Below are 19,662 nucleotides of genomic sequence, written 5' to 3' on the forward strand. Positions count from 1 at the left end.
TCTTTGCTCGATTTCAATTACCGGCTCCCTAATTAGAGCCCGGAGGATTCGTAAGATTCTGCCACTTCTTTCACCCGCAGCAACCTCCTGAGGTCGGAACTGGCCAAGAGCCTGCGGTCCTCGATGCTGTCGATGAAGCCGCGCAGCATCCCCTTGGGAGCCGCCGGCACAAAGGGGGAGATCAGGAATACGAGCGGCAATAGCGGCTTGATGAGCGCCTTTTTCTGCTGCCAGCCGCGCTGCAGGTGGTTGAATACTTTGGTGAGTTGCTCTGCAGGCAGCGCCGCGGCTTCCACGCCTAGTTGCACGAGCGGCAGGACTTCCCGCTCCAGCAGGGCGTCAATGCCGGCCACCGTGGAACCCGGGGGCTCACATCCGACGTCGAGGGACGACACCACGGACCAGCGCGGGAACACGGCGCGGGCGTAATCGAGCGAATGCAGGCGCTCCTCAAGATACCAGCCCTGTTCCCTGGAGCGAGCGTGGTCGTAGGCATGCAGCGGGATGTCGAGAATGTCAACGCCGGCTGCATAGGCACGCTCGACGATCTTTTGTGAGGGGCAGAAATCCACCCTTCCCACGAGGTAAACGTTGAAATTCTTCTTGATCAACCGGGCGAGGTTCTCCGTTTCGGCGAGGCGCTCTTCGTCGCCGAAGGTGAGGTGAAAGAGTGCGGCGTTGCTCTGGTAGTGGCTGTCGTACAGCGTCTCGATGGTCTGCCGCTCCGGGAGATTGCCTCCCACGTAGAAGACGTTGTCCTCCCGCCGCAGTTCGTCAGGGGAAAATGGCGAGGTGCGCGCCACAAGCTCCCGTATTTTCTTCTGGTCTATCCTCATCGGCGCTGGACTCCCTCCGGCATAAAACATTCATCACGGCACTGTGCGATTTTAGCCACCATACGAAAATAAACTAAAACAGTCAACAAAAATACTCACATTACCCATCAGCATACTAGAGTATTGCAAAGCCGGTTTGATTACAGCAAGTTGCGTTGCTAAAAGCTACTTGATCCGCGCGTGTTGCAACTACGCATCGTCATAATTTTGCGTGAACTAAAGAGCTGAATCCATTCTCATTGACTTGCCGTCACGGACGCGTTATAGAACGTGAGCCTCCATAATATACAACAGCGGACGGTAAGCCGTTAAAGATACAGCGTTGCGTAACGGCGAAAGATTGTTATCCTCATTAACAATTCACTTCCCTGCTGCCGCAGCTGCGGCGGTCGACAAGGCTCTCATGATATCTCGCATCGATCATCTCAACATCGTGGTACGCGACCTTGAAGCGGCCACTGCCTTTTTCGCGCTGCTTGGTTTCACCCCCGGCATCAGTTCCGGCCTCGATACCGACTTCCTGGAGAAGCTGACTGGCGTGCGCTGCGCCGGCGGCAAATTCACCGCCCTGCACCACCCCGCGTCCGACCTGTCCATCGAACTGCTGCAGTTCGACGCCGGTGGCGACCCCGATGCCGGCATCGGCATCGCCAACCGCATCGGTCTGCGCCACCTGGCCTTCGCCGTGACGGACATAGAAGCCGAAGTGGCGAGGCTGCGCGGCCACGGCGTGCAGTTCATCGGCGAAGTGCAGGTCTGGCAGAAAACCGGGAAGAAGCTGATCTACTTTCACGGGCCGGAAGGGATTCTGCTGGAACTCGCCCAGTACCCGGAACAGTAACCAAACCAACCACGAGGGCTGCCGCCGGCCATGCCGATCAAGAACAAGACCCCGCGCCACCTGGCCGAATTCGTCTGCACCGAACTGCGCAAGCGTAAGGCCGCCGTGCCGGACGATGAAGTCATCACCGAACTGATGGAGACCATGTACTACTCCAGCCTCCGCACCGAGGAGTCGGAGCCGGTACTGTTCCACATGGTCTTTCTGGACCCGAGCCAGCCCGACCCGAAGCCTCCGCGCAACCCCGCCCGGGACCGCTGGAGCTACATCCCATTCGCGGACCCGATCCCCTTTACCGTCTCCAACGTAGTCAAGATCGCCAAGTCCACCGACCTGCGCACCTCATCCTTCGTGATCTGGCCCGACCAGTTGGACCAGCTCTACATCTGGGGGCTGGTGGACCAGCAAAACCGCTTTCACAAGTTCCTGAACCGCTCCGCCGAGGTCGAAGTCGAGCGTCCCGGCGTGTTCCAGGCCAGCGTCGAGGGGATCGGCATCATCGCGGTCTACATGCGCTACGAGAAGGTGGCGGAACTGCGGGTGAACGAGGTGATCCGCCACTCGCTTGACCTGTTCCGCGAGGGGCCGGTACGCGAACTGCTGACGCCGGGGATCGAACGTTTTCTTGCCGGGGTGCGCAGCCACATCCCGGACGACATATACCAGGCGCAAGGGGCAGGAGACGAGTTGCACGCCCAGCAGTGGATATCGGTTTTGTGCCGGATCCTGCTCAGGATCCAAAAGATCCAGAACGGCGGTGCCATCCTGATCTCGCCGCAGATCGCCCCGGACGACCTCAACGTCAAGTACGGCATCAACTACGACCGGCTCCCCACCTCGCTGCAGTCCAACGCCGTCACCAAGATCAAGTCGGATTACCTGGAGCGGCACCTGTTGGGTTCCGGTGATCTGAAGCCCAAGGAACTCTCCGCTGACCAGTTCCAGCAACTGCGCCGCCTGGAGAAGGAACTGCGCGCCAACAAGAACGAGATCGACGGCGTGATCTGGTTCATCGCCCTATTGACGCGGGTGGACGGGCTGGTGGTCATGGACCCGAACCTCGTGGTGCGCGGCTACGGCGTCGAGATCAAGAACTGGCAGGAGCCGGAGCAGGTCTTCATCGCCACCGACCGTTTCGGGAGCGCGGCCAAGCAGCGCCCGGTGAGCTATAACCACTTCGGCACCCGGCACCGGTCGATGATGCGCTACTGCTGCCAGAACCCCGGCAGTCTCGGCTTCGTGGTTTCCCAGGATGGGGAGGTCCGGGTCATGACCATGCTGGGCGAGCGGCTGGTGATGTGGGAGAACATCAAGCTGAAGTACTACAGCTACGCCTCCAAGAGAAAGTAGCCTGAAGAGTCAACCTTGTGCTTCCCCTTAGGGCACTGGCTGCAGACAATATCGGGATATGTTGAAATTGCTGCCTACCAAGCGCTGCACATGAACCAAGCGCCCCCCCTTTGCGAAGGGGGGACGGGGGGATTTGCCTCTCCACCACCAAGTCAAATCCCCCTAAATCCCCCTACGCAAAGGGGGACTTCAATCAAACGAACAGCCGAGGTTCCCAATGAAAATGAGGATGCTGCCCCTCTCCCTGTTGCTGCTCCTAAGCTCGTCCCTCGCTCTTGCGGCCGAGACCACCACCCTGACCGCCCCGTCTCGGATCACCGCGGTGACCGTCTACTCCGACACGGCCCAGGTCACCCGCCAGGCGAGTGTGGCGCTGAAGGCGGGGACCAACCTGGTGACCCTGGAAAACCTGCCCCAGCTCATGGCCGAGGAATCGCTTCGGGCCGAAGGCAAGGGGACCGGACGGGCGCGAATCGCCGGGATCTCGGTGAAAAACGTTTTCCTGGACCGCAGCAAGGACCAGCGCGTGCGCGAGCTCGAGGACGAGATCGCCAAGCTGAACCGCAAGGTGGAAGCAATCGAGGCGCGGCGCAAGGCTCTGGCTGCCCAGCGGGCCTTCGTGGACTCCATCAGGGTCGGCTGGGGTGAGCGCATCTCCAAGGAACTCAGCACCGGCAAACCGACCTCGGCGGAACTGGCCGAAGCGGTCCGTTTCGTGGGTGACAACACCGGCAAGATAGAGGAAGAACTCTACGGCGCCGAGGCCGCCAAGAAGCCCCTCCTGGAGCAGATCGCCGCGCTCAGGAAGGAACTGGAGCAGTACCGGGCGCAGCCCCAGAAAGAGGTGCGCGCGGTCCAGGTGGCCATCGAGGCGGAGCGCGACATGAAGTTCGACCTCGACCTCAGCTACCTGGTGGCCCAGGCGAGCTGGGCACCGAGCTACGACGTCAGGCTCGCGCCGGACGGCAAGAACGCCCTCCTCACCTACCGCGCCCAGGTGTGGCAGAAGACCGGCGAGAACTGGCCCCAGGTGAAAGCCACCCTCTCCACCGCGAGCCCGGCCTCCGGCGGTGGCGCGCCCGAACTCACGCCGTGGCGCGTCTCCTTTTACGAGCCGCCACGCCCCATGCCGTATCTCTCCCGCAGCAAGATGTCGGTGGGCGCCGCAGCACCTGCAGCGCCCCCGCCTCCCGAGGCGACCTTCGAGAGGGCGCCGGCCGAGGACCGCATGGAACCGGCGGGGTTCGTGCCGGCAGAGATCGCCCAGGGGCAGACCTCGGTCCAGTTTCAGGTGGCGCAGCCGCTGGACGTACCCACCGACGGCACCCGCGCGGTCAGCGTGATCGCGTCCGAGACCGTTCCCGTCGCCGCGGAATACGTGACCGTGCCCAAGCTCTCCCCCCGGGTCTACCTGAAATCCACCGTGGTCAACCGCACTCCCTTCCCGCTTCTGGCGGGAGAGGCCAACATCTTCAACGACGCGACCTTCGTCGGCAAAAGTCATCTTAAGACGGTCGCTTCCGGCGAAGAGTTCGACCTTTACTTCGGTAGTGACGATCAAGTGAAGGTGAAGCGCGAAGTGGCCCGGATCAAGAAGAAAGGCGGCATCATCGGCGACAGCAGCGTCACCTACCACGTGACCATGGAGTTGGAGAACTTCAAGCAGCGCACGGTGACCGTGTCCCTCAAGAACCAGCAGCCGCTCCCCGGTAACGCGGAAATCAAGGTCGCGGTGGAAGACGCCGCGCCGAAGCCGACCGAGACCAAGGAAGACGGAACCCTGGTGTGGAAGGTGGAACTCGCGCCGTCCGAGAAGAAGAAGGTTTCCTACGACCTGGTGCTCGAATACCCCAAGGGGCGTGAGCTCGTCGGGCTCGAGTAGTCCTTCGCGTACCCCCTTCTACATCAACTGTTTTTGCAAAGGAACTGCATGAGATCGTTATGCCTTGCCGTCGTCGCGCTGCTCTGCCTCGTATCCGTTTCGCATGCCGCAAAATTCGACACTTCATTCCGGTATTCGACCATTGAAACCGAGCATTTCGCCATCCACTACCACCAGGGGCTGAAAGGGGTGGCCGGGAAGGCCGCCGGGATGGCCGAGGATATCTATGACAAGCTGACCCGGGAGTTCCAGTGGCGGCCGGCCGAAAAGACCCAGGTGGTGCTGATCGACGACAGCGACTTCACCAACGGCCTGGCCATCACCATCCCCTACAACACGATCTACCTCCAGGTGGTCCCCCCCGCCCTTTCCTCGACGCTCGGCGAATACGACGACTGGCTGAAGACGATGTTCACCCACGAATTCGCACACATCGTCTCCTCGGACCCGGCGCGCGGCTACTCCAAGGTAACCCGCACCGTTTTCGGTAAGCCGCTCCCCTGGATGGACCCGCTTTCGGTGGTGCTCTTCCTGGTCACCGCCCCTCCCAACACCTTCATGCCGCGCTGGTGGCACGAAGGGATGGCGACGTGGGCGGAGAGCAAGTACACCGGCCAGGGACGCGGCAAGGGGAGTTACTACGACATGATCTTCCGGAGCGCCGTCGCCGAGGACAACCTCCCCACGGTGGACCAGATCAACGGCGACGTGCCCGACTGGCCTTCCGGGCACCTCCCTTACATCTACGGCTACCGGCTGCAGCGCTACATCGCGGAGACCTACGGCAACGACGTGGCCGGCAGGCTGGCGCTTGGCCACGCCGGGCGCTTCCCCTACACCATCAGTAGCCCGGCCAAGGAGAACTTCGGGGGAAAAACCTACCGCCAGGTGTACCGGGACATGATCGAATCGATGCAGGAAGAGCAAACCCGGCGCATCGCCGTCCTGTCCCGGCAGCCCTTCACCCTGCTGACCGACGTCTACGAGGAGGGCGAGAACCTTGCTGCTCCGCGCTTCTCCCCCGACGGCAGCCGCATCGCCATCACCAGGCGCGACCCGCGCGACCACACCACCGTCGTCGTCACCGACGTCTCCGGAAATAAGGTGACGAGCTTCAGGCGCCAGTTGTCCGACGGCAGCCTGAGCTGGTCCCCCGACGGCAGGCGCATCTATTTCACCCAGACCGAGGTGAACCGCGGCTTCAACCTGTACCAGGACCTCTACGTCCACGACCTGGAGCGCGACCGCACCACCCGCCTTACCGAGGGGCAGCGCCTGGGCGAGGTCCAGGTGGCGCCGGACGGCAAGCTTTTCGCCGCCGTTGCCAGCAGCCGCGGCAGCCAGAACCTGGTCCTCTTGACCGCCGACACACAGGGGAGCACAGTCGCCCCGGTACCCGTCACCGCCTACTCCGAAGAGCGGGTCTCGAGCCCGCGCTTCTCTCCTGATGGCCGCGCCATCTGCTACGTCCTCACCGACAACGCCGGGACCAGCAGCCTGAGGATCTACGACCTGGCCCAGAAGACCGACCGTCCTCTGTTCAGCGCAGGCAACACGGTCGCCTATCCCGCCTGGGCTCCCGACGCTTCCGTCATCTACTACGTCTCTGACGAGACCGGCGTGTTCAACGTCTTCGCCTACGACCTGCGCCAGGGGAAGAGCTACCAGGTAAGCCACCTGTTGACCGGCGCGCTGCAGCCCGAACCGTCACCCGACGGGAGCCGTCTGCTGTTGGCCAAGTACACCTCCCGTGGTTTCAAGATCGCCCAGATGCGTATCGACCGCACCCAGTGGAGCGAGCAGCGCGGCCCCTCCCTCCCCCTGACCCGCGCCCTTCCCACATCGGAGCAGCCGGCCGGGGTTGCGCCCAATGAGGTTCCCCAGTCCTCGGGGACCTCCCAGGTTTCGGAAGCTTCCCCCGCTGCCCCTAATGGCGCCAGCTACACCCCCCTCCCCACCCTCCTGCCGCGCTTCTGGCTCCCCCGCCTCTACGCCGACAGCTCCAAGGGGACCGTGGTGGGCGCTTTTACTGCCGGGGCCGACGTGCTCGGCTACCACAGCTACGCCCTGAGCGCGGCCTACAGCGGGGAGCGCAAGCGGGGCTACTACACCCTGCTCTACAACAACGACTCCTTCTACCCGACCCTCACCGTGCAGGCGCACGCCGAGCCCTTCCTGTACGCCGACCTGTACCAAAACGGCAACGACTATTGGGAGTTGAACCAGGGCGTCTCCGTGCAGGCATCCATCCCGATCAACCGGCTCGAGTCCCGGTACCGCCTTCTGGCCGGCTACGAGATCGTGGACCAGAAGGCGCTCAGCACCCTCCAGCCCGGCGGCACCCTCTACGGCGTCCCGGTCTTCCAGGGACGGCGCGACAACGTCTTCGCCGGGATCGACTTCGACGACGTACTCAAGTACCCCTACTCGGTCAGTTCCGAGGAAGGAAGGCGCATTTCCCTCCTGTACCGCTACTACTCGCGCGACCTCGGCAGCGACATCAATCTCTCCGAGTACAGCGCCATCTACCAGGAGTACCTGCGCCTCCCCCTGGCGTCGCCCCGGCACCAGGTGCTCTACCTGCGCCTTGCCGGCGCCCTGGCCGACGGCGATCTGCAGTACGGCCAGCAGGCCTTCCAACTGGGGGGGGCTCCTTCCGACCTGAACAAGTTCCCCCTGCGCGGTTACCCGGTGCGCTCCATGGCCGGCAAGTACATCGCCACCGGCACGCTGGAGTACCGCGCTCCCATCATGTACCCGCTGCGCGGCATCGGCACCATCCCCGCCTTCGCCGAGAAGCTGCATGGCGCGTTGTTCGTGGACGCGGGCCAGGTTTGGGACGACCGGAGGTCCTTCCATGGCAACGAGACACGTGTGGGCGCCGGGGTCGAGCTGCGCGCCGATGTGACGCTGGGGTACTGGGTCAAGGTGACCCCGGCGCTCGGATTCGCCCACGGCTTCAACAAAGACGGGGAAGATCAGATATACTTCACGCTGTACCTCGGCCTCTAGCTGGGCTTTGCCCGTCGAGCCCGGGGACGCCACAGCGCCAACACGGGAGGTAGGGCTTATGAAGATCATAGTGGTGGGAGCGACGGGGACCATCGGCAAGGCCGTGGCCAAGCTTCTGGCAACCGAACACGAGGTGGTCAAGATCGCCTTCAGAAGCGGCGATCACCGGGTCGATATGTCCAACAAGGAGTCCATAGAGAACATGTTCCGGGAGGCGGGGCCGTTCGACGCCCTGGCCTGCGCGGCGGGGGTGGCGCGCTTTGGCCCGTTGGCGGAACTTTCGGACGAGGACTTTCAGACCGGCCTGTTGGGGAAACTGATGGGACAGGTCAACCTGGTCCGGGTGGGGATGAACTACATCAACGACAACGGCTCATTCACCCTCACCAGCGGGGTGTTGAGCCACCAGCCCATGCCGGGGAGCGCCTCGATCAGCATGGTCAACGCGGGCCTGGAAGGTTTCGTGCGGGCCGCGGCGCTGGAATTGCCGCGCAGCATCAGGATCAACGTGGTCAGCCCCCCTTGGGTCAAGGAGACCTTGGAGGCGCTGGGGATGGATCCCTCCGGCGGCATGCCCGCGCAGCAGGTGGCCCAGGCCTACTGGTCCAGCATTCACGGCACGCGCAGCGGCGTGGTCATCAACGCGAGGGACTTCGTATAGCTCCGCATGCCCCACCGTAACATCAAGCGGCCGCTCCCGAACGGGATGCGGCCGTTTTCATTCCTGCTGTGCGAAGCAAGGTTTCAGGATGCAGGCTTTTGTTCCGGCTTGGGCTTGTTCTTCTCGTGCAAGTAGCCATGCAGTTCCTCCAGGGTGGCCGCCTTACCCAATTCAGCGAGCATCTCCTGCTGGTCGATCACGTTCAGCTTCTTCACCAACGCCGCCTCGATGCTTCCCCCCACGTGGACCATATTGTCCACCGACTGCGGCGGCTTCTCGCCCCGGTCGCCGACCACGTAGTAAAACTTCAAATGGGGGTTGAACCGCATCGCCTCGGGAAGGACGACGCGTAGCATTTCCAGCGGCACGTTCTTGCCGATCCATACCGCGCAGTTGCTCTGCTGGTCCACGACCCACATGTTCTTCTCCGGTATTACCGCGACGTACCCTTTTATTTTCAGGTCAGCGGCCAAGTCCCTGCTCTTGCCGACGTCGGCGATCTCCACAGCGAATGGCTGGGCCAACGACAGCGCCGGGATGACGTTGAGAACTGTGACTACGATCAGGATGAGGCAAAGACGAGCTGAGATGGCGGTCATGTTCCCCCCAAGGTTCATTATGACAGCGGTGCGGGTGTTCCCAGCAGCCGCAGGAAGTGAAACGGAAGAAACCGGGGCGCCCGAACGGGCGCCCCGGCAGGTTGCCAGTGGCCAAAGCCATTAGGGCAGGGTCAGGCCTTTTTCCGGCCTGGAGAAGCTGTGGCACCAGGAGCAGTCGTTGCGGCGGGTGTCAACGTGACGGCCGTGGAAGGAGACATAGTCTCCGGAGTAGGTCTTCACGACATGACACTGGCCGCAGACCACGCTCTGGCTGTTCTTCAGCGCGTAACCCATGTTGGTGATCAGCTTAACCTGGGTTGCGGTGGCGTTAGGGTGGCAAGCCGCGCAGGCGAGCACGTTGCCGGAAGCGACCGGAATCTGATGGTTCAGCAGCTGGTATTCGTCGGTGGTAACGGTGCTGTAAGCGGCGCCTGTCATCCCCATGTAGGCCAAACCGTCCTGAACTGCCTGGTCGTAGATGCCGGTGGTGAAGAAGGTAGCGGTTTTCAGCGCAACGAGTTTACCGTTGGCAATGGCCTGGGAAGCGGTCTTGTACTTGAACGGGAACAACTTGGTGCCGACCGGGTCGTTGATGGCGCCCACCGGACGAGAGATCTTGTAGGCGTTGGTGGCCGGGTCGAGCACGGCGGCGTTGAAGGAGTTGTTGCCCCAGCTCTTGCCGTTCCAGAAGGCGTATTTCGGGATCAGGTTGCCGGCCTTGGTCGGCACGGGTTCGTAGCGACCCAGGGTCGAGTTCCACTCGGCGGTCTGCCAGGTGCGGTGGGTCTCGGTCTGCTCCATCGGGTTGGTGGAGGTCGGCGCCACGTCGGTGGCGTCCTTGGCATAGCGGGCGAGGTGGCAGCTCTGGCAGGCGACGCGGCCCAGGTGATCACCGACAGCGGCGGTCACATGGCCGGCGGCGTTGTTCTTGGTCGGGTGGCAGGTGCTGGTGGAGCAGTCGATGCCGCTGGCGCTGTCCTGGGGACGCAGGTCGGTGCCGCGCCCGGTAACCTTGTGGTTGGTGAAGACGTGGCAGTTCTGGCAGGAGAGGTTGCCGCGGCCGGTAGCCATGTGCACGTCGTAGTTTGCGTCGTTGGTGGTCGCCGAGGCCAGCGCGATGTCGCCGCGCTTGACGGCGTCGCCGCCGCCCGCCTTGGCGTGGCACTGCAGGCAGTTGGCGCGAACCGGCTTGATCACGGTGCGGACCACGTTGTTCATGTCGATGCCTGCGGTCGGCTCGAACATGGTGGTGGTGGCGTTACGCACGCGGGTGTAGGGGGTGGCGATGGAGGGGCTTCTGTGGCACATCAGGCAATCGATGCTGCCCAGCTGGGTGGCGTCCGGGGTGTTGGTGGCCACCGGTTTGGCGCCGGTACCTGCATGGCAGGCGCCGCAGGGGCCCCAGGAACCTTCGATGTTGATGCAGTAGGCGTTCAGCGCGGAGGAGCCGTCTGTGGCGTCCATCTTGCCCTGGACGGTCGGGCCGGTGGTCATCTCGGCGGCGGAACCTTTCCACTGGTAGTGCACCGACTGGTACATGGCGGCGGCCTGCGCGTTGTGGCAGTCCTTGCACATGCCGTAGCCAGTCCAGGTGAGGGAGGTGTTGGCCGGGTCATGCACCTTGGCGGTGCTGATGGTATAGGTGACCGACTTCACCACCTCGACGTTGCCCGCCACGTCCTTGGAGAAGAACTTGAGGGTGGTCGTGGACGACACGTAGATGGGCGACACGTAGACCGCGGAGCTGGTGGTCGGCGTGGTGCCGTTCAGGGTGTAGTAGGTGGTGGCCGGCTCGTTCGGGGTCAGGGTGACGTTCACCGGCGCGCTGAAGGTGCCCCCCGTCGGCGAGGCCGTTGTGGTGGGCGCCTTGCGGTCCAGAGCCGCGTAGCACGTCATTGCCGTGAGCGCAACCAACATCGTGATACTACAGAACATTGTGACGATTCTTCTCATGCATGTACCTCCTTGAGTAGTGTGAATACCCTAGGCCCTTGAGCAAGCGGTATGCCAGCCACGATTGAGGAACAAACATGAACACCCGGCGGGGATTGCAGCATCCATTACGCCACCCGCACGCAAGCCGCCGACAAAAGTTTGTAATATCAGCCAATAACCGATACAGTCCTCCTTCGACAAAAGAGTTACTAATGACACCACGTGAGACACTTATAATAAACATTAATCCACGCAGCGTACTGCCACTAATAAAACCACCCCAGCCAGTTGCGTACATTCCCCCAGATTAGTTGGGGTAAAGAACCCAGTTGGGGCAGAGATATTAAAAGCAGCATAGTGTGCCGTATTAGCCAGGCGGGAACAAAAAAAAGGCGCCCTAAGCGGCGCCGTTCCTGTTGCAAAGGGCTGTTCGGAGCAGGTCAGCGCTCCAGCACCTCCCTCACCTTGCGCAGCAACTCCATCGGCTGCACCGGCTTCATGATCAGTTCCACGCCTTCCTTCATGCCACGGCTCTGGATGAAGTCGGCCGTGTAGCCGGAGGTGAACAGGACCTTGGCATCGGGCTGGATCTTCTTTATCTCGGCATAGGCCTCGATACCGTTTTTGCGGGGCATGATGATATCCATCAGCACCAGTTCGATGCCTTCCTGTTCCGCCGCGAACCGGTGCACGACCTCCTCGCCGTCCTCGGCCAGGATCACCTGGTAGCCGTGCCTGCTGAGCACCATGTCCACCAGGCTGCGCACGTTGGGGTCGTCCTCGGCGACCAGTATGGTCTCGGTGCCGGTCTGAGGCGATGTCTGTGGGGCAAGGACCGGCTGCAGCGCCGCTCCCCCCTCGACTAGAGGGATCTCGATGGTGAACACCGTCCCCTGCCCCGGGTTGCTGCTCACCGCGATGTTCCCCTTGTGCTGCTGCACGATCCCGTACACGATGGCCATGCCGAGCCCGGTCCCCTTCCCCACCCCCTTGGTGGTGAAGAACGGCTCGAAGATCCTGCGGCTGGTTTCGTCGTCCATCCCTTCGCCGCTGTCAGAGACGATGATCACCGCATGCCGTCCAGACCGTCCACTGTGGCCGAGACCGCTGCCGTCGCACATGCCGGTGGCGATGGTGAAGACGCCTCCCCCGGGCATGGCGTCACGCGCGTTAGCGGCCAAATTGACCAACACCTGCTCGATCTGGGCCAGGTCGACCTGGACCGGCAGCGGCTCGGGCAGGATCTCGGTTTTTAACTGGATGTCCTCGCCGATCACGCGCCCTAAGAACTGTTCGACGTGGCGCACGATCTCGCTCAGGTCGCAACGCTGCGGGTTCATGGCCTGCTTGCGGCTGAAGGCGAGCAGCCCGCGGGTCAACTGGGCGGCGCGCTCGGCGGCAGCCGCTATCTGGTCCACAAGCCCGTAATGCACGCTCTCGGAGGTCAAGTCCATCTTGAGGATGTTGGCATAGCCGGCGATGACGGTAAGGACGTTGTTGAAATCGTGGGCGACCCCGCCGGCCAGTTGACCGACCGCCTCCATCTTCTGCGCCTGGCGCAGCTGTTCCTCCATCAGCTGCCGTTCGGTCATGTCGGTGATCACGCCCGACATCCGCACCGGCTCCCCCGCCCCGTCCCACTCCGCCTGGCCGCGGCAGCGCACCCTGAGGTATTCCTCGCCCCTGGTCCTCAGCCGGAGTTCCAGGTCGAAGGGGGTCTGGCCCAGAAAGTGTGAGCACAGGGAGTCCTGGACCACAGCCAGATCGTCCGGGTGCAGCCGGGAAAAGAAGGATTCCGGTCGGTTCTCCAGTTCGTCGTCGGCGAACCCGAGGAGCTCCTTCCAGCGAGGAGAGTAGTAATAGTCGTTGCTGACCAGGTCCCAGTCCCACAGGCCGTCGCTGGTGCCGCGTACTGCGCGGGAATAGCGGGCCTCATTTTGAGCCAGCCGCTCCAGGTTCTCCTTGAGCTCCACGTTCGCCTGCGAGAGCTGCGCGGTCCGTCGCTGCACCAGCGCCTCAAGGGAATCGCGCTCCCGGCGCAGCGCGTCCTCCGACTTTTTGATCCTGACCATGGCCTTGATCTGGGCCACCAGTTCCGCCTCGTCAAAGGGTTTGGAGAGAAAAGCGTCGGCGCCGCACTCAAGCCCCATGACGCGGCAGGCGGAGTCGCTTCTGTGGGCAGTGACCAAAATGACCGGGATGTGCTGGGTCGCCGGGGAGGCCTTCAAGCGCCGGGTCGCCTCGAAACCGTCCATGCCCGGCATCTGGATGTCGAGCAGGATGGTGTCGGGCGCCTCCATCCCCGCGCGGCGTATGCCGTCCTGCGCCGACTGCGAGGTGATCAGCTGCGCCTGCGGGAGGAAGGCCTTCAGCAGCGCGCTCAGGGTGAGGAGGTTGTCCTGGTTGTCGTCGATGGCAAGAAGCTTCATGCTCGATGGTTCCTTTCCGGATAGCCGCTGCGCACTCTAAAAGGGGGCCTCTCCCTGGGGGGCGACGAAGGTCGCCACCAGCTCCTGCAATTCCTCGGGCTGATAGGGTTTGGAGAGATAGGCCGAGCATCCCGCCGCCAGCACCTTCTCGCGGTCGCCCGCCATGGCGCTCGCCGTCAGGGCCACCACCGGGATGGCTGCGGTGGCCGGGTCCTCCTTGAGCCTTTTCAGCACGGTAAAGCCGTCCAGCACCGGCAGGTGCAGGTCCAAAAGGATCAGCGAGGGACGGCCATTTCTGGCCGCCTCGAGCCCCGCGGCGCCGTCGCACGCCTCGACGATGCGGTACATGTTACCCAGCGTCGCCTTCAGCGTGACCAGGTTGTCCGGGTTGTCCTCCACTACCAGCACGGAGCCGTCCCCGTCCCAGCTGAGGGCCTCCAGAGCCCCGGCGGCGCCCGAGGAGGAGGCACCGGTACCGGGCCGGAACAGGCGCACGCTCCCCAGCATCTCGTAAACCCGCTGCAGCAGCTCCTGGAGTTCGACATCTCCCTTCTGTACCAGTTGGTGCACCCCGAGCCTCCTGAGCCGGTCATGTTCGCCGGGCGAAAGGGTCTTCGCAGTCATCACCATGACCGGCACATCGGCGGTGAGGCTGCTGGAACGGACCGCCTCCAGCACCTGGAAGCCGTCCACCTCCGGCATCATCAGGTCGAGCACGATGCCGTCGGGCACGTGGGACTTTAAGTAGCTGAGCGCGTACTTTCCGCCGGAAACGGCGTCGACCTGGTAGCCGGCGGACTCGAGGGCGAAGCGCAACTGTACGGTCGCCGCCTCGCTGTCCTCCACGATCAGGATCCTTGCCCCGTGGCTGTCGTCGCGCTGGGGGATCCGCCATCCCAGGCGCTCGAGACTCCGCACCAGGTCCTGCAGCACCGCCTGGCGCTCCAGACCGTTCTTGGAGATGATCGCGCTCACCCCGCTGGAGAGCCGCTGCAGCTCCGCGTGGGAGAGTTCCTTGGAGGTGATCACCACTACCGGGATGTCCGCGGTGCAGGAGTTCGACCTGAGCCGGTCCAGCACAGCGGCGCCGTCCATGCCGGGCATGAGGAGGTCCAGGGTGATCAGGTCGGGATGGTCGGACGCGGCCAATTCCAGCGCCTCCGGGCCGCTTTCCGCCAGCAGCACGTCGAGCCCCTTCTCCTTGAACAGCGACGCCAGGAAGCAGCGGTCGTACTCGTTGTCGTCCACCACCAGCACCAGCCGGCACCCCGCGCCGGCGAGCCGGGCGAAGGCCTCCATGAGCTCCTCCTGACCGACCGGCTTGCTGATCACCCCGACCGCCCCCAGGGCAATGCCGGTGGCGCGGTCCTCGGAGAGAGAGATGATCATGATTGGTATATCGGCCGTTTCGGGATGTTCCTTTAGTTCCCTCATGACCTCCCAGCCGTCCATCTCCGGCATCATGATGTCGAGGGTGATGGCGAAGGGACGGTTGGCGCGGGCAAGACGCAGGGCGTCGCGACCGTTGAGGGCGCTCAGCGTGCCGTAGCCGGCCTGGGCCAGGTGGTTGCTGATCAGGGAAACCGCCTCGGGGTCGTCGTCGACCACCAGCACCGACCGGGCCGGTGCCTGCGGCGGCCGCCATCCCTGCTCTGCCGCGACCGTTGCGCCGATCCCGATCTGCGCCGCGGCGCCGCCGCAGTCGAGCGGCAGGCGCAGGGTGAATACCGACCCCCGCCCCAGTTCGCTCGCGACGGTGACGTCCCCGCCAAGGAGCATCGCGCTCTTCTTGACGATGGCGAGACCCAGGCCGGTTCCCTCGTAGGATCGGGAGGTGGAGCCGTCGGCCTGGCGGAACTCATGGAAGATGGTCTCCAGGTACTGCGGCGCGATGCCGATCCCGGTGTCCTTCACCTCGAAGCAGATCTCTTCCCCCCGCGCGACCAGGCCCAGCGTGACCGACCCCTGCGCGGTGAATTTGACGGCGTTGCCCACCAGGTTCTGCAGCATCTGGCGCAGCTTCTTGACGTCGATGCGCATCCGCGGCAGCCTCTCCGGCGCCGACAGTGCCAGGGCGATCCCCTTTTCCCGGGCCAGCACGGCGAGGCTGTCCACCACCTCGGCGGCCACCTTGGCCGGCTCCACCGTCTCCATGTACAGGTCCTGACGCCCGGATTCGATCTTGGCCAGGTCCAGGATGTCGTTGATCAGGGAGAGCAGGTGCTTGCCGTTTCGCTCGATGATGCCGAGATAGCCCCGCTCCTCTTCGCTGAGCCGTTCGGCACCCTGCACCGCCAGCACCCGGGACAGCGCCAGCACCGAGTTCAAGGGGGTACGCAGCTCGTGGCTCATGTTGGAAAGAAACTCGCTCTTCAGGCGGGTCGCCTCCTCCAGGAGCTGCTTTTGCTGGTCCAGCACCTGGTTGCGGCGGGCGAGCTCGTCGGACTGCTGCGCCAGCTCGGTGGACTGCTGCACCAGTTCCTCGGACTGCTGCACCAGCTCGGCGTTCTTAATCGCGAGCTCGGAGGCGAGCCGGCGCACATCCTCGGCCGCCACCACCCTGGAGAAGGCGGAGCCCAGCGGCACCCGGACCATCTCCAGCGTGTCGTGCACCCAGAGCGGGAACGGGTGCTCGCACGCCAGCGTGACGAACGCGCGCAGCTCGCCGTCCGCCTCGACCGGCACGGTGACCAGCTCGGCGGGGGTGATCTCCCCGAACGGGGTGACGAAGCGGAGCCCCTCCCCCCCGGGGGCGGGCGCAAAGCGCGAGATCCTGCGCGAGGTGAGCAGGATGCCCAGTTCTCCCTCGAGCTGGGCGCGGCTGTAGCGGCGCATCCGGCCGGAGTCGGCCCCGATGGCGTGGGCGGGGACGAAGTAAGCGCCGTCGTCGTCCTGTACGAAGGCGGCCGCCATCCTGGCGCCGGTCACGTCGACGAACACCGGGAGCAGCTTCCTGAAGAAATCGTCCAGCCCCATCACGTCGACCAGGTGCTCGGAGATCCGCGCCAAACCGTGCTGCGCGGCCATCTTGAGCTGCAGCGTATCGGCCATGGCGTTGAAGGAGCCAGCAAGGGAAATCTGCTCCAGGGTCCCTGCCGGCTCGATGCGCGCCTCGTAATGACCGGCGCCGAGTTCGGTGGCCGCTTCGGATAGCTTGACCAGCGGTGCGCTGATACTGCGCGCCAACCGCAGGGCGAACACCCACACCAGCAGCGTGATCAACGCGGCGATGCCGTAGGTTACGTAGAGCGCCTGCCGGATCGGCGCAAAGATCTCGGAGGAATCCTGCTTGCAGACCAGGCCCCAGCCGGTGCGCGGGATGTGCGAATAAGCGGAAAGGACGTAGGTGCCGCGATAGTCGACGGTCTCGGCGATGCCGCTTTGCCCTTCCGCAGCCAGCAGCGCGGGCTTCCCGGTGAGTTTCACCTTCAGCACCGCGTTGGGGATGCCGCGCAGTTCGATCAAGGGCCTCACGTTGCGGTCGACCAGCACCACCTCGCCGGTCTTGCCCATGCCGGTATTGTTCTCCAGCGTGGTGGCCAGCAGTTTACGCAGGTTGTAACGCACGACGACGGCGGCCCTGCCGGTCCCGGCTCCCCCCTTCTTGATCGGTGCGGCGATGTCAAGGCTCGCGTTTCCCTCTCCACCCAGCAGGTACGCCTCGCCGATCACCGGTACGGAGTCGTTCAGTGCACTCGCCACCATCTCGGGCTGGGCGACGCGCGCCCCACTCCTCGCCGGGTCGGTGCTGAGCAGGATATGGCCGTCCGGCGCTACGATGGAAACGTCGGCCACCGGCTCGAACTCGTCCCGATAGCCGCGCAAAAGAGCCAGGCTGTCGTCCGCCGCGCCGCCCGACCGTGCCGCCGGGTTGGCAGAGAGCGTCTGCGCGGCGAGCTGCACCGACTTCCCTGAGCCAAGGGTGGAGACGTCGCTGATCAGGTTGTCCAGGACCGAGTTGATCTGATCCTGTCGAAGCGCGGTGACCGCGGAGAGCTTGTCCAGCATCAGCGCAGTGGCAAGCTGGACCCGCTGCGAATAGATTGCCGTGGTGAGAACCGCCAGAGGGACCAGGCAGATGGTGGTGAACCAGAAAGCCAGACGCCCTTTCAGCGTCGGCAGCATCCTCATCTTCATTTAGCACCGTCCGAATGTTCAAAGTCGCGGTAGTCGAATCGTTGCAGGGCGAACTGCTCCGCCTCGGCCGCGACCTGCCGCATCATTTCAATGTCAAAAGAGTCCCGCACCCGGGCCCAGGGGGTGGTCTCAGGTATCTTGCCGATTTGCTTCAGGAAGGTGAACTTCTTGTAGAGGAGTCCCTCCTCGCTCAAAAGCGCCGCCGGGATGCGCGGCGCCCCGGGGACGTTGAGAAGGTCGTTGCGGATGATGGTGGTCATGGCGCGGGTGGTGACCTGGCAGGGCGCCCCCTGAAGTCTTGCCGCGGAGGCGGCGGTCCAGCCGGCGGCCTGCTCCAGGTCTTGCGGGACGCGCATATAAGCAGACGCCCTGGCCACGGCGGCGGCCAGTTCCCGTGCCTCCCGGGGATGGGCGCGGACGAAGTCGCGGCGCAGACAGAGGAAGCCGTAGCTCACCCCTTTGTGCACCAGGTGGAACTCGCGGTGGGCGGCGAAGGCCAAGGCCGGCGTCGGTTCCCAGGCGCTGAAGGCGTCGATGCTCCCCTCCGCCAGCGCCTTGGGCATCTCGCTTACTTCCATCGGCACCAAGGTGATGTCCCGTTCGGTCAGCCCCTCGTTTTGCAGCGCGTTCAGCAGGGCGAAATGGGCCGCCGATCCCACGCCGGTCGCCACTCGCTTCCCCTTCAGGTCGCGCGTCAGCATGGTTTTTTTGGCAACGACACTGGCGAAGCCCTGCTTCATGAGCGCCACGCAGACGAAGTCCCCGGTGGCCGCGGCGGTCAGGGCAGGCATGTCGGCAAAGATCCCGGCTTGCAGTTTCCCTGTTGAGAGCAACTCGGCGATATCCCTTCCCTTGAAGAAGGGATGCACCCGCAAGGAGCCGCCGCTGTCGGCGAGCCGGGAGGTGAGAATGGCGTCGCGTGCCATCAGCTCCGCCACCGCCCCTTCCGGCAGAGTCAAAGGCTGCGCCCCCAGGTCGATCACCCCGTCGCCGCCGAAGCGGTACCCCGCGTACCTCTCGGCCGGCGGTGTCTCCTTGGGGCGAGTCCCCCCGCTCTCCTGACAGGCGCACAGGGACAGGAGGATCAACAAGAACGCCGCCAGACATCTCACCAGGGTACCCATCAGCACCTCCCCGTCTGCTGTTTGCGGTACAGGTTGCCGCAGTCGTAAATCCGCGCCAGGTGCTGGTGGTAGCGCTCGGGCACGGCCTCGGCCTTGCCCAGTAGCAGCACCCCGCCCGGGTTCAGGGCGCGGAACAGGTTGTCAAACACCCTGAGGTACGCCTGCGGGTCCAGGTACATCAGGAAATTTCGGCAGCAGATGAGATCGAAGCCGCCGAAAAGGGATTCCGGAGGGGCGAAGGTATGGGGGTCAAGGAGGTCATGACGGCAGTAGCTGATCATGGAGAGCAATTCGGGCGCGACGCGGTAACCGCTGCCGTCCGCCGTGAAGTAGGTGGTAAGTTGATGCAGGGTGACGCCTCCCAGGCTCCCCGCGCCATAGTACCCGGCACGCCCCTCCTCCAGCGCATCCTCGGCTACGTCGGTAGCGAAGATCTGCACCTTGGGTCGCACGTCCAGCAGTTGCAGCGTCTCGTCGATGATGATCGCCAGCGAGCAGGCTTCCTCGCCACCGGCGCAGGCGGCGGACCAGGCGCGCAGGAATCCTCCTTGGGACGGTGCGGGAAGAAGGCTGGACATAATCTGTGATCTGAGTAATTCGAACTGGAGCGGGTCGCGGAAGAAGCTGCTAAACCTGATGCGCAACATGCGGGAAAGGTAAGAGGGTTCGGCGGGGTCGCACTGCAGCAACTGACGGTACTCCGCCAGGCCGGGAAGGCGGAGTTGCCGCACCCGCTCAGCGACCCGTTTCTCGACAAGGGAGCGGGAGTACGATTGGAAATCTTCGCCGAAATGATCGGTGAGAAACCCCAGTATTTCGGCTACCATCTCCCCCAAACAGGTCCTCCAGAAGAATA

At 63.9% G+C, this 19,662-nt stretch carries 12 protein-coding genes; 5 read left to right on the forward strand and 7 right to left on the reverse strand.

Annotated elements, in window-relative coordinates; all coding sequences use genetic code 11:
- Window positions 1-32 precede the first annotated feature (32 nt).
- Window positions 33-836, reverse strand: coding sequence for a hypothetical protein (locus JFN90_RS03265; RefSeq protein WP_199393671.1), 804 nt, complete (start codon window positions 834-836; stop codon window positions 33-35).
- Between the two features lie 403 nt (window positions 837-1,239).
- On the opposite strand from JFN90_RS03265, the gene JFN90_RS03270 reads away from it, so the two are divergent.
- From JFN90_RS03270 to JFN90_RS03290, 5 genes are all read left to right on the forward strand, one after another.
- A complete protein-coding gene (locus tag JFN90_RS03270; RefSeq protein WP_199393672.1) occupies window positions 1,240-1,677 on the forward strand; it encodes a VOC family protein in 438 nt (145 codons plus the stop codon).
- Between the two features lie 30 nt (window positions 1,678-1,707).
- On the forward strand, window positions 1,708-3,027 hold the full coding sequence (locus tag JFN90_RS03275; protein ID WP_199393673.1) for a putative sensor domain DACNV-containing protein: 1,320 nt from the start codon (window positions 1,708-1,710) through the stop codon (window positions 3,025-3,027).
- Between the two features lie 217 nt (window positions 3,028-3,244).
- Window positions 3,245-4,909 (forward strand): mucoidy inhibitor MuiA family protein, encoded by a 1,665-nt coding sequence (locus tag JFN90_RS03280; protein WP_199393674.1) that lies wholly within the window; start codon window positions 3,245-3,247, stop codon window positions 4,907-4,909.
- A 48-nt stretch (window positions 4,910-4,957) separates the two neighbouring features.
- Entirely contained in the window at window positions 4,958-7,921 is a 2,964-nt protein-coding gene (locus JFN90_RS03285) for a BamA/TamA family outer membrane protein (protein ID WP_199393675.1), read from the forward strand.
- 58 nt (window positions 7,922-7,979) lie between these two features.
- Entirely contained in the window at window positions 7,980-8,582 is a 603-nt protein-coding gene (locus JFN90_RS03290; protein ID WP_199393676.1) for a short chain dehydrogenase, read from the forward strand.
- Window positions 8,583-8,665: 83 nt separating this feature from the next.
- Here the strand turns inward: JFN90_RS03290 and JFN90_RS03295 are convergent, their stop codons facing one another.
- The 6 genes from JFN90_RS03295 to JFN90_RS03320 all read right to left on the reverse strand — a co-directional run bounded on the left by JFN90_RS03295 (window position 8,666) and on the right by JFN90_RS03320 (window position 19,633).
- The gene (locus tag JFN90_RS03295) at window positions 8,666-9,181 is read right to left on the reverse strand and encodes a hypothetical protein (protein WP_199393677.1); all 516 of its coding nucleotides are present in this window, start codon (window positions 9,179-9,181) and stop codon (window positions 8,666-8,668) included.
- A gap of 120 nt (window positions 9,182-9,301) precedes the next feature.
- Window positions 9,302-11,134, reverse strand: a complete 1,833-nt coding sequence (locus JFN90_RS03300) for a chitobiase/beta-hexosaminidase C-terminal domain-containing protein (RefSeq protein WP_199393678.1) — start codon at window positions 11,132-11,134, stop codon at window positions 9,302-9,304.
- Between the two features lie 422 nt (window positions 11,135-11,556).
- Window positions 11,557-13,545 carry a response regulator gene (locus JFN90_RS03305; protein ID WP_199393679.1) on the reverse strand — a complete coding sequence of 663 codons (1,989 nt, stop codon included), beginning with the start codon at window positions 13,543-13,545 and terminating at the stop codon, window positions 11,557-11,559.
- A gap of 36 nt (window positions 13,546-13,581) precedes the next feature.
- Window positions 13,582-17,682, reverse strand: coding sequence for a response regulator (locus JFN90_RS03310; protein WP_199393680.1), 4,101 nt, complete (start codon window positions 17,680-17,682; stop codon window positions 13,582-13,584).
- Window positions 17,679-18,806 carry an NrtA/SsuA/CpmA family ABC transporter substrate-binding protein gene (locus tag JFN90_RS03315; protein ID WP_199393681.1) on the reverse strand — a complete coding sequence of 376 codons (1,128 nt, stop codon included), beginning with the start codon at window positions 18,804-18,806 and terminating at the stop codon, window positions 17,679-17,681. The genes JFN90_RS03310 and JFN90_RS03315 overlap by 4 nt, the downstream gene beginning before the upstream one ends.
- A complete protein-coding gene (locus tag JFN90_RS03320) occupies window positions 18,806-19,633 on the reverse strand; it encodes a CheR family methyltransferase (RefSeq protein ID WP_236018859.1) in 828 nt (275 codons plus the stop codon). The genes JFN90_RS03315 and JFN90_RS03320 overlap by 1 nt, the downstream gene beginning before the upstream one ends.
- Window positions 19,634-19,662 lie beyond the last annotated feature (29 nt).

Origin of the sequence: Geomonas propionica (assembly GCF_016458235.1) — a bacterium.
Lineage (GTDB): Bacteria > Desulfobacterota > Desulfuromonadia > Geobacterales > Geobacteraceae > Geomonas > Geomonas propionica.

Coding starts and splice junctions, on each gene's coding strand:
- JFN90_RS03300 (WP_199393678.1), bottom strand. CDS start 11,134: ATGAGAAGAATCGTCACAATGTTCTGTAGTATCACGATGTTGGTTGCG.
- JFN90_RS03315 (WP_199393681.1), bottom strand. CDS start 18,806: ATGGGTACCCTGGTGAGATGTCTGGCGGCGTTCTTGTTGATCCTCCTG.
- JFN90_RS03280 (WP_199393674.1), top strand. CDS start 3,245: ATGAAAATGAGGATGCTGCCCCTCTCCCTGTTGCTGCTCCTAAGCTCG.
- JFN90_RS03295 (WP_199393677.1), bottom strand. CDS start 9,181: ATGACCGCCATCTCAGCTCGTCTTTGCCTCATCCTGATCGTAGTCACA.
- JFN90_RS03310 (WP_199393680.1), bottom strand. CDS start 17,682: ATGAAGATGAGGATGCTGCCGACGCTGAAAGGGCGTCTGGCTTTCTGG.
- JFN90_RS03275 (WP_199393673.1), top strand. CDS start 1,708: ATGCCGATCAAGAACAAGACCCCGCGCCACCTGGCCGAATTCGTCTGC.
- JFN90_RS03265 (WP_199393671.1), bottom strand. CDS start 836: ATGAGGATAGACCAGAAGAAAATACGGGAGCTTGTGGCGCGCACCTCG.
- JFN90_RS03285 (WP_199393675.1), top strand. CDS start 4,958: ATGAGATCGTTATGCCTTGCCGTCGTCGCGCTGCTCTGCCTCGTATCC.
- JFN90_RS03305 (WP_199393679.1), bottom strand. CDS start 13,545: ATGAAGCTTCTTGCCATCGACGACAACCAGGACAACCTCCTCACCCTG.
- JFN90_RS03290 (WP_199393676.1), top strand. CDS start 7,980: ATGAAGATCATAGTGGTGGGAGCGACGGGGACCATCGGCAAGGCCGTG.
- JFN90_RS03270 (WP_199393672.1), top strand. CDS start 1,240: ATGATATCTCGCATCGATCATCTCAACATCGTGGTACGCGACCTTGAA.
- JFN90_RS03320 (WP_236018859.1), bottom strand. CDS start 19,633: ATGGTAGCCGAAATACTGGGGTTTCTCACCGATCATTTCGGCGAAGAT.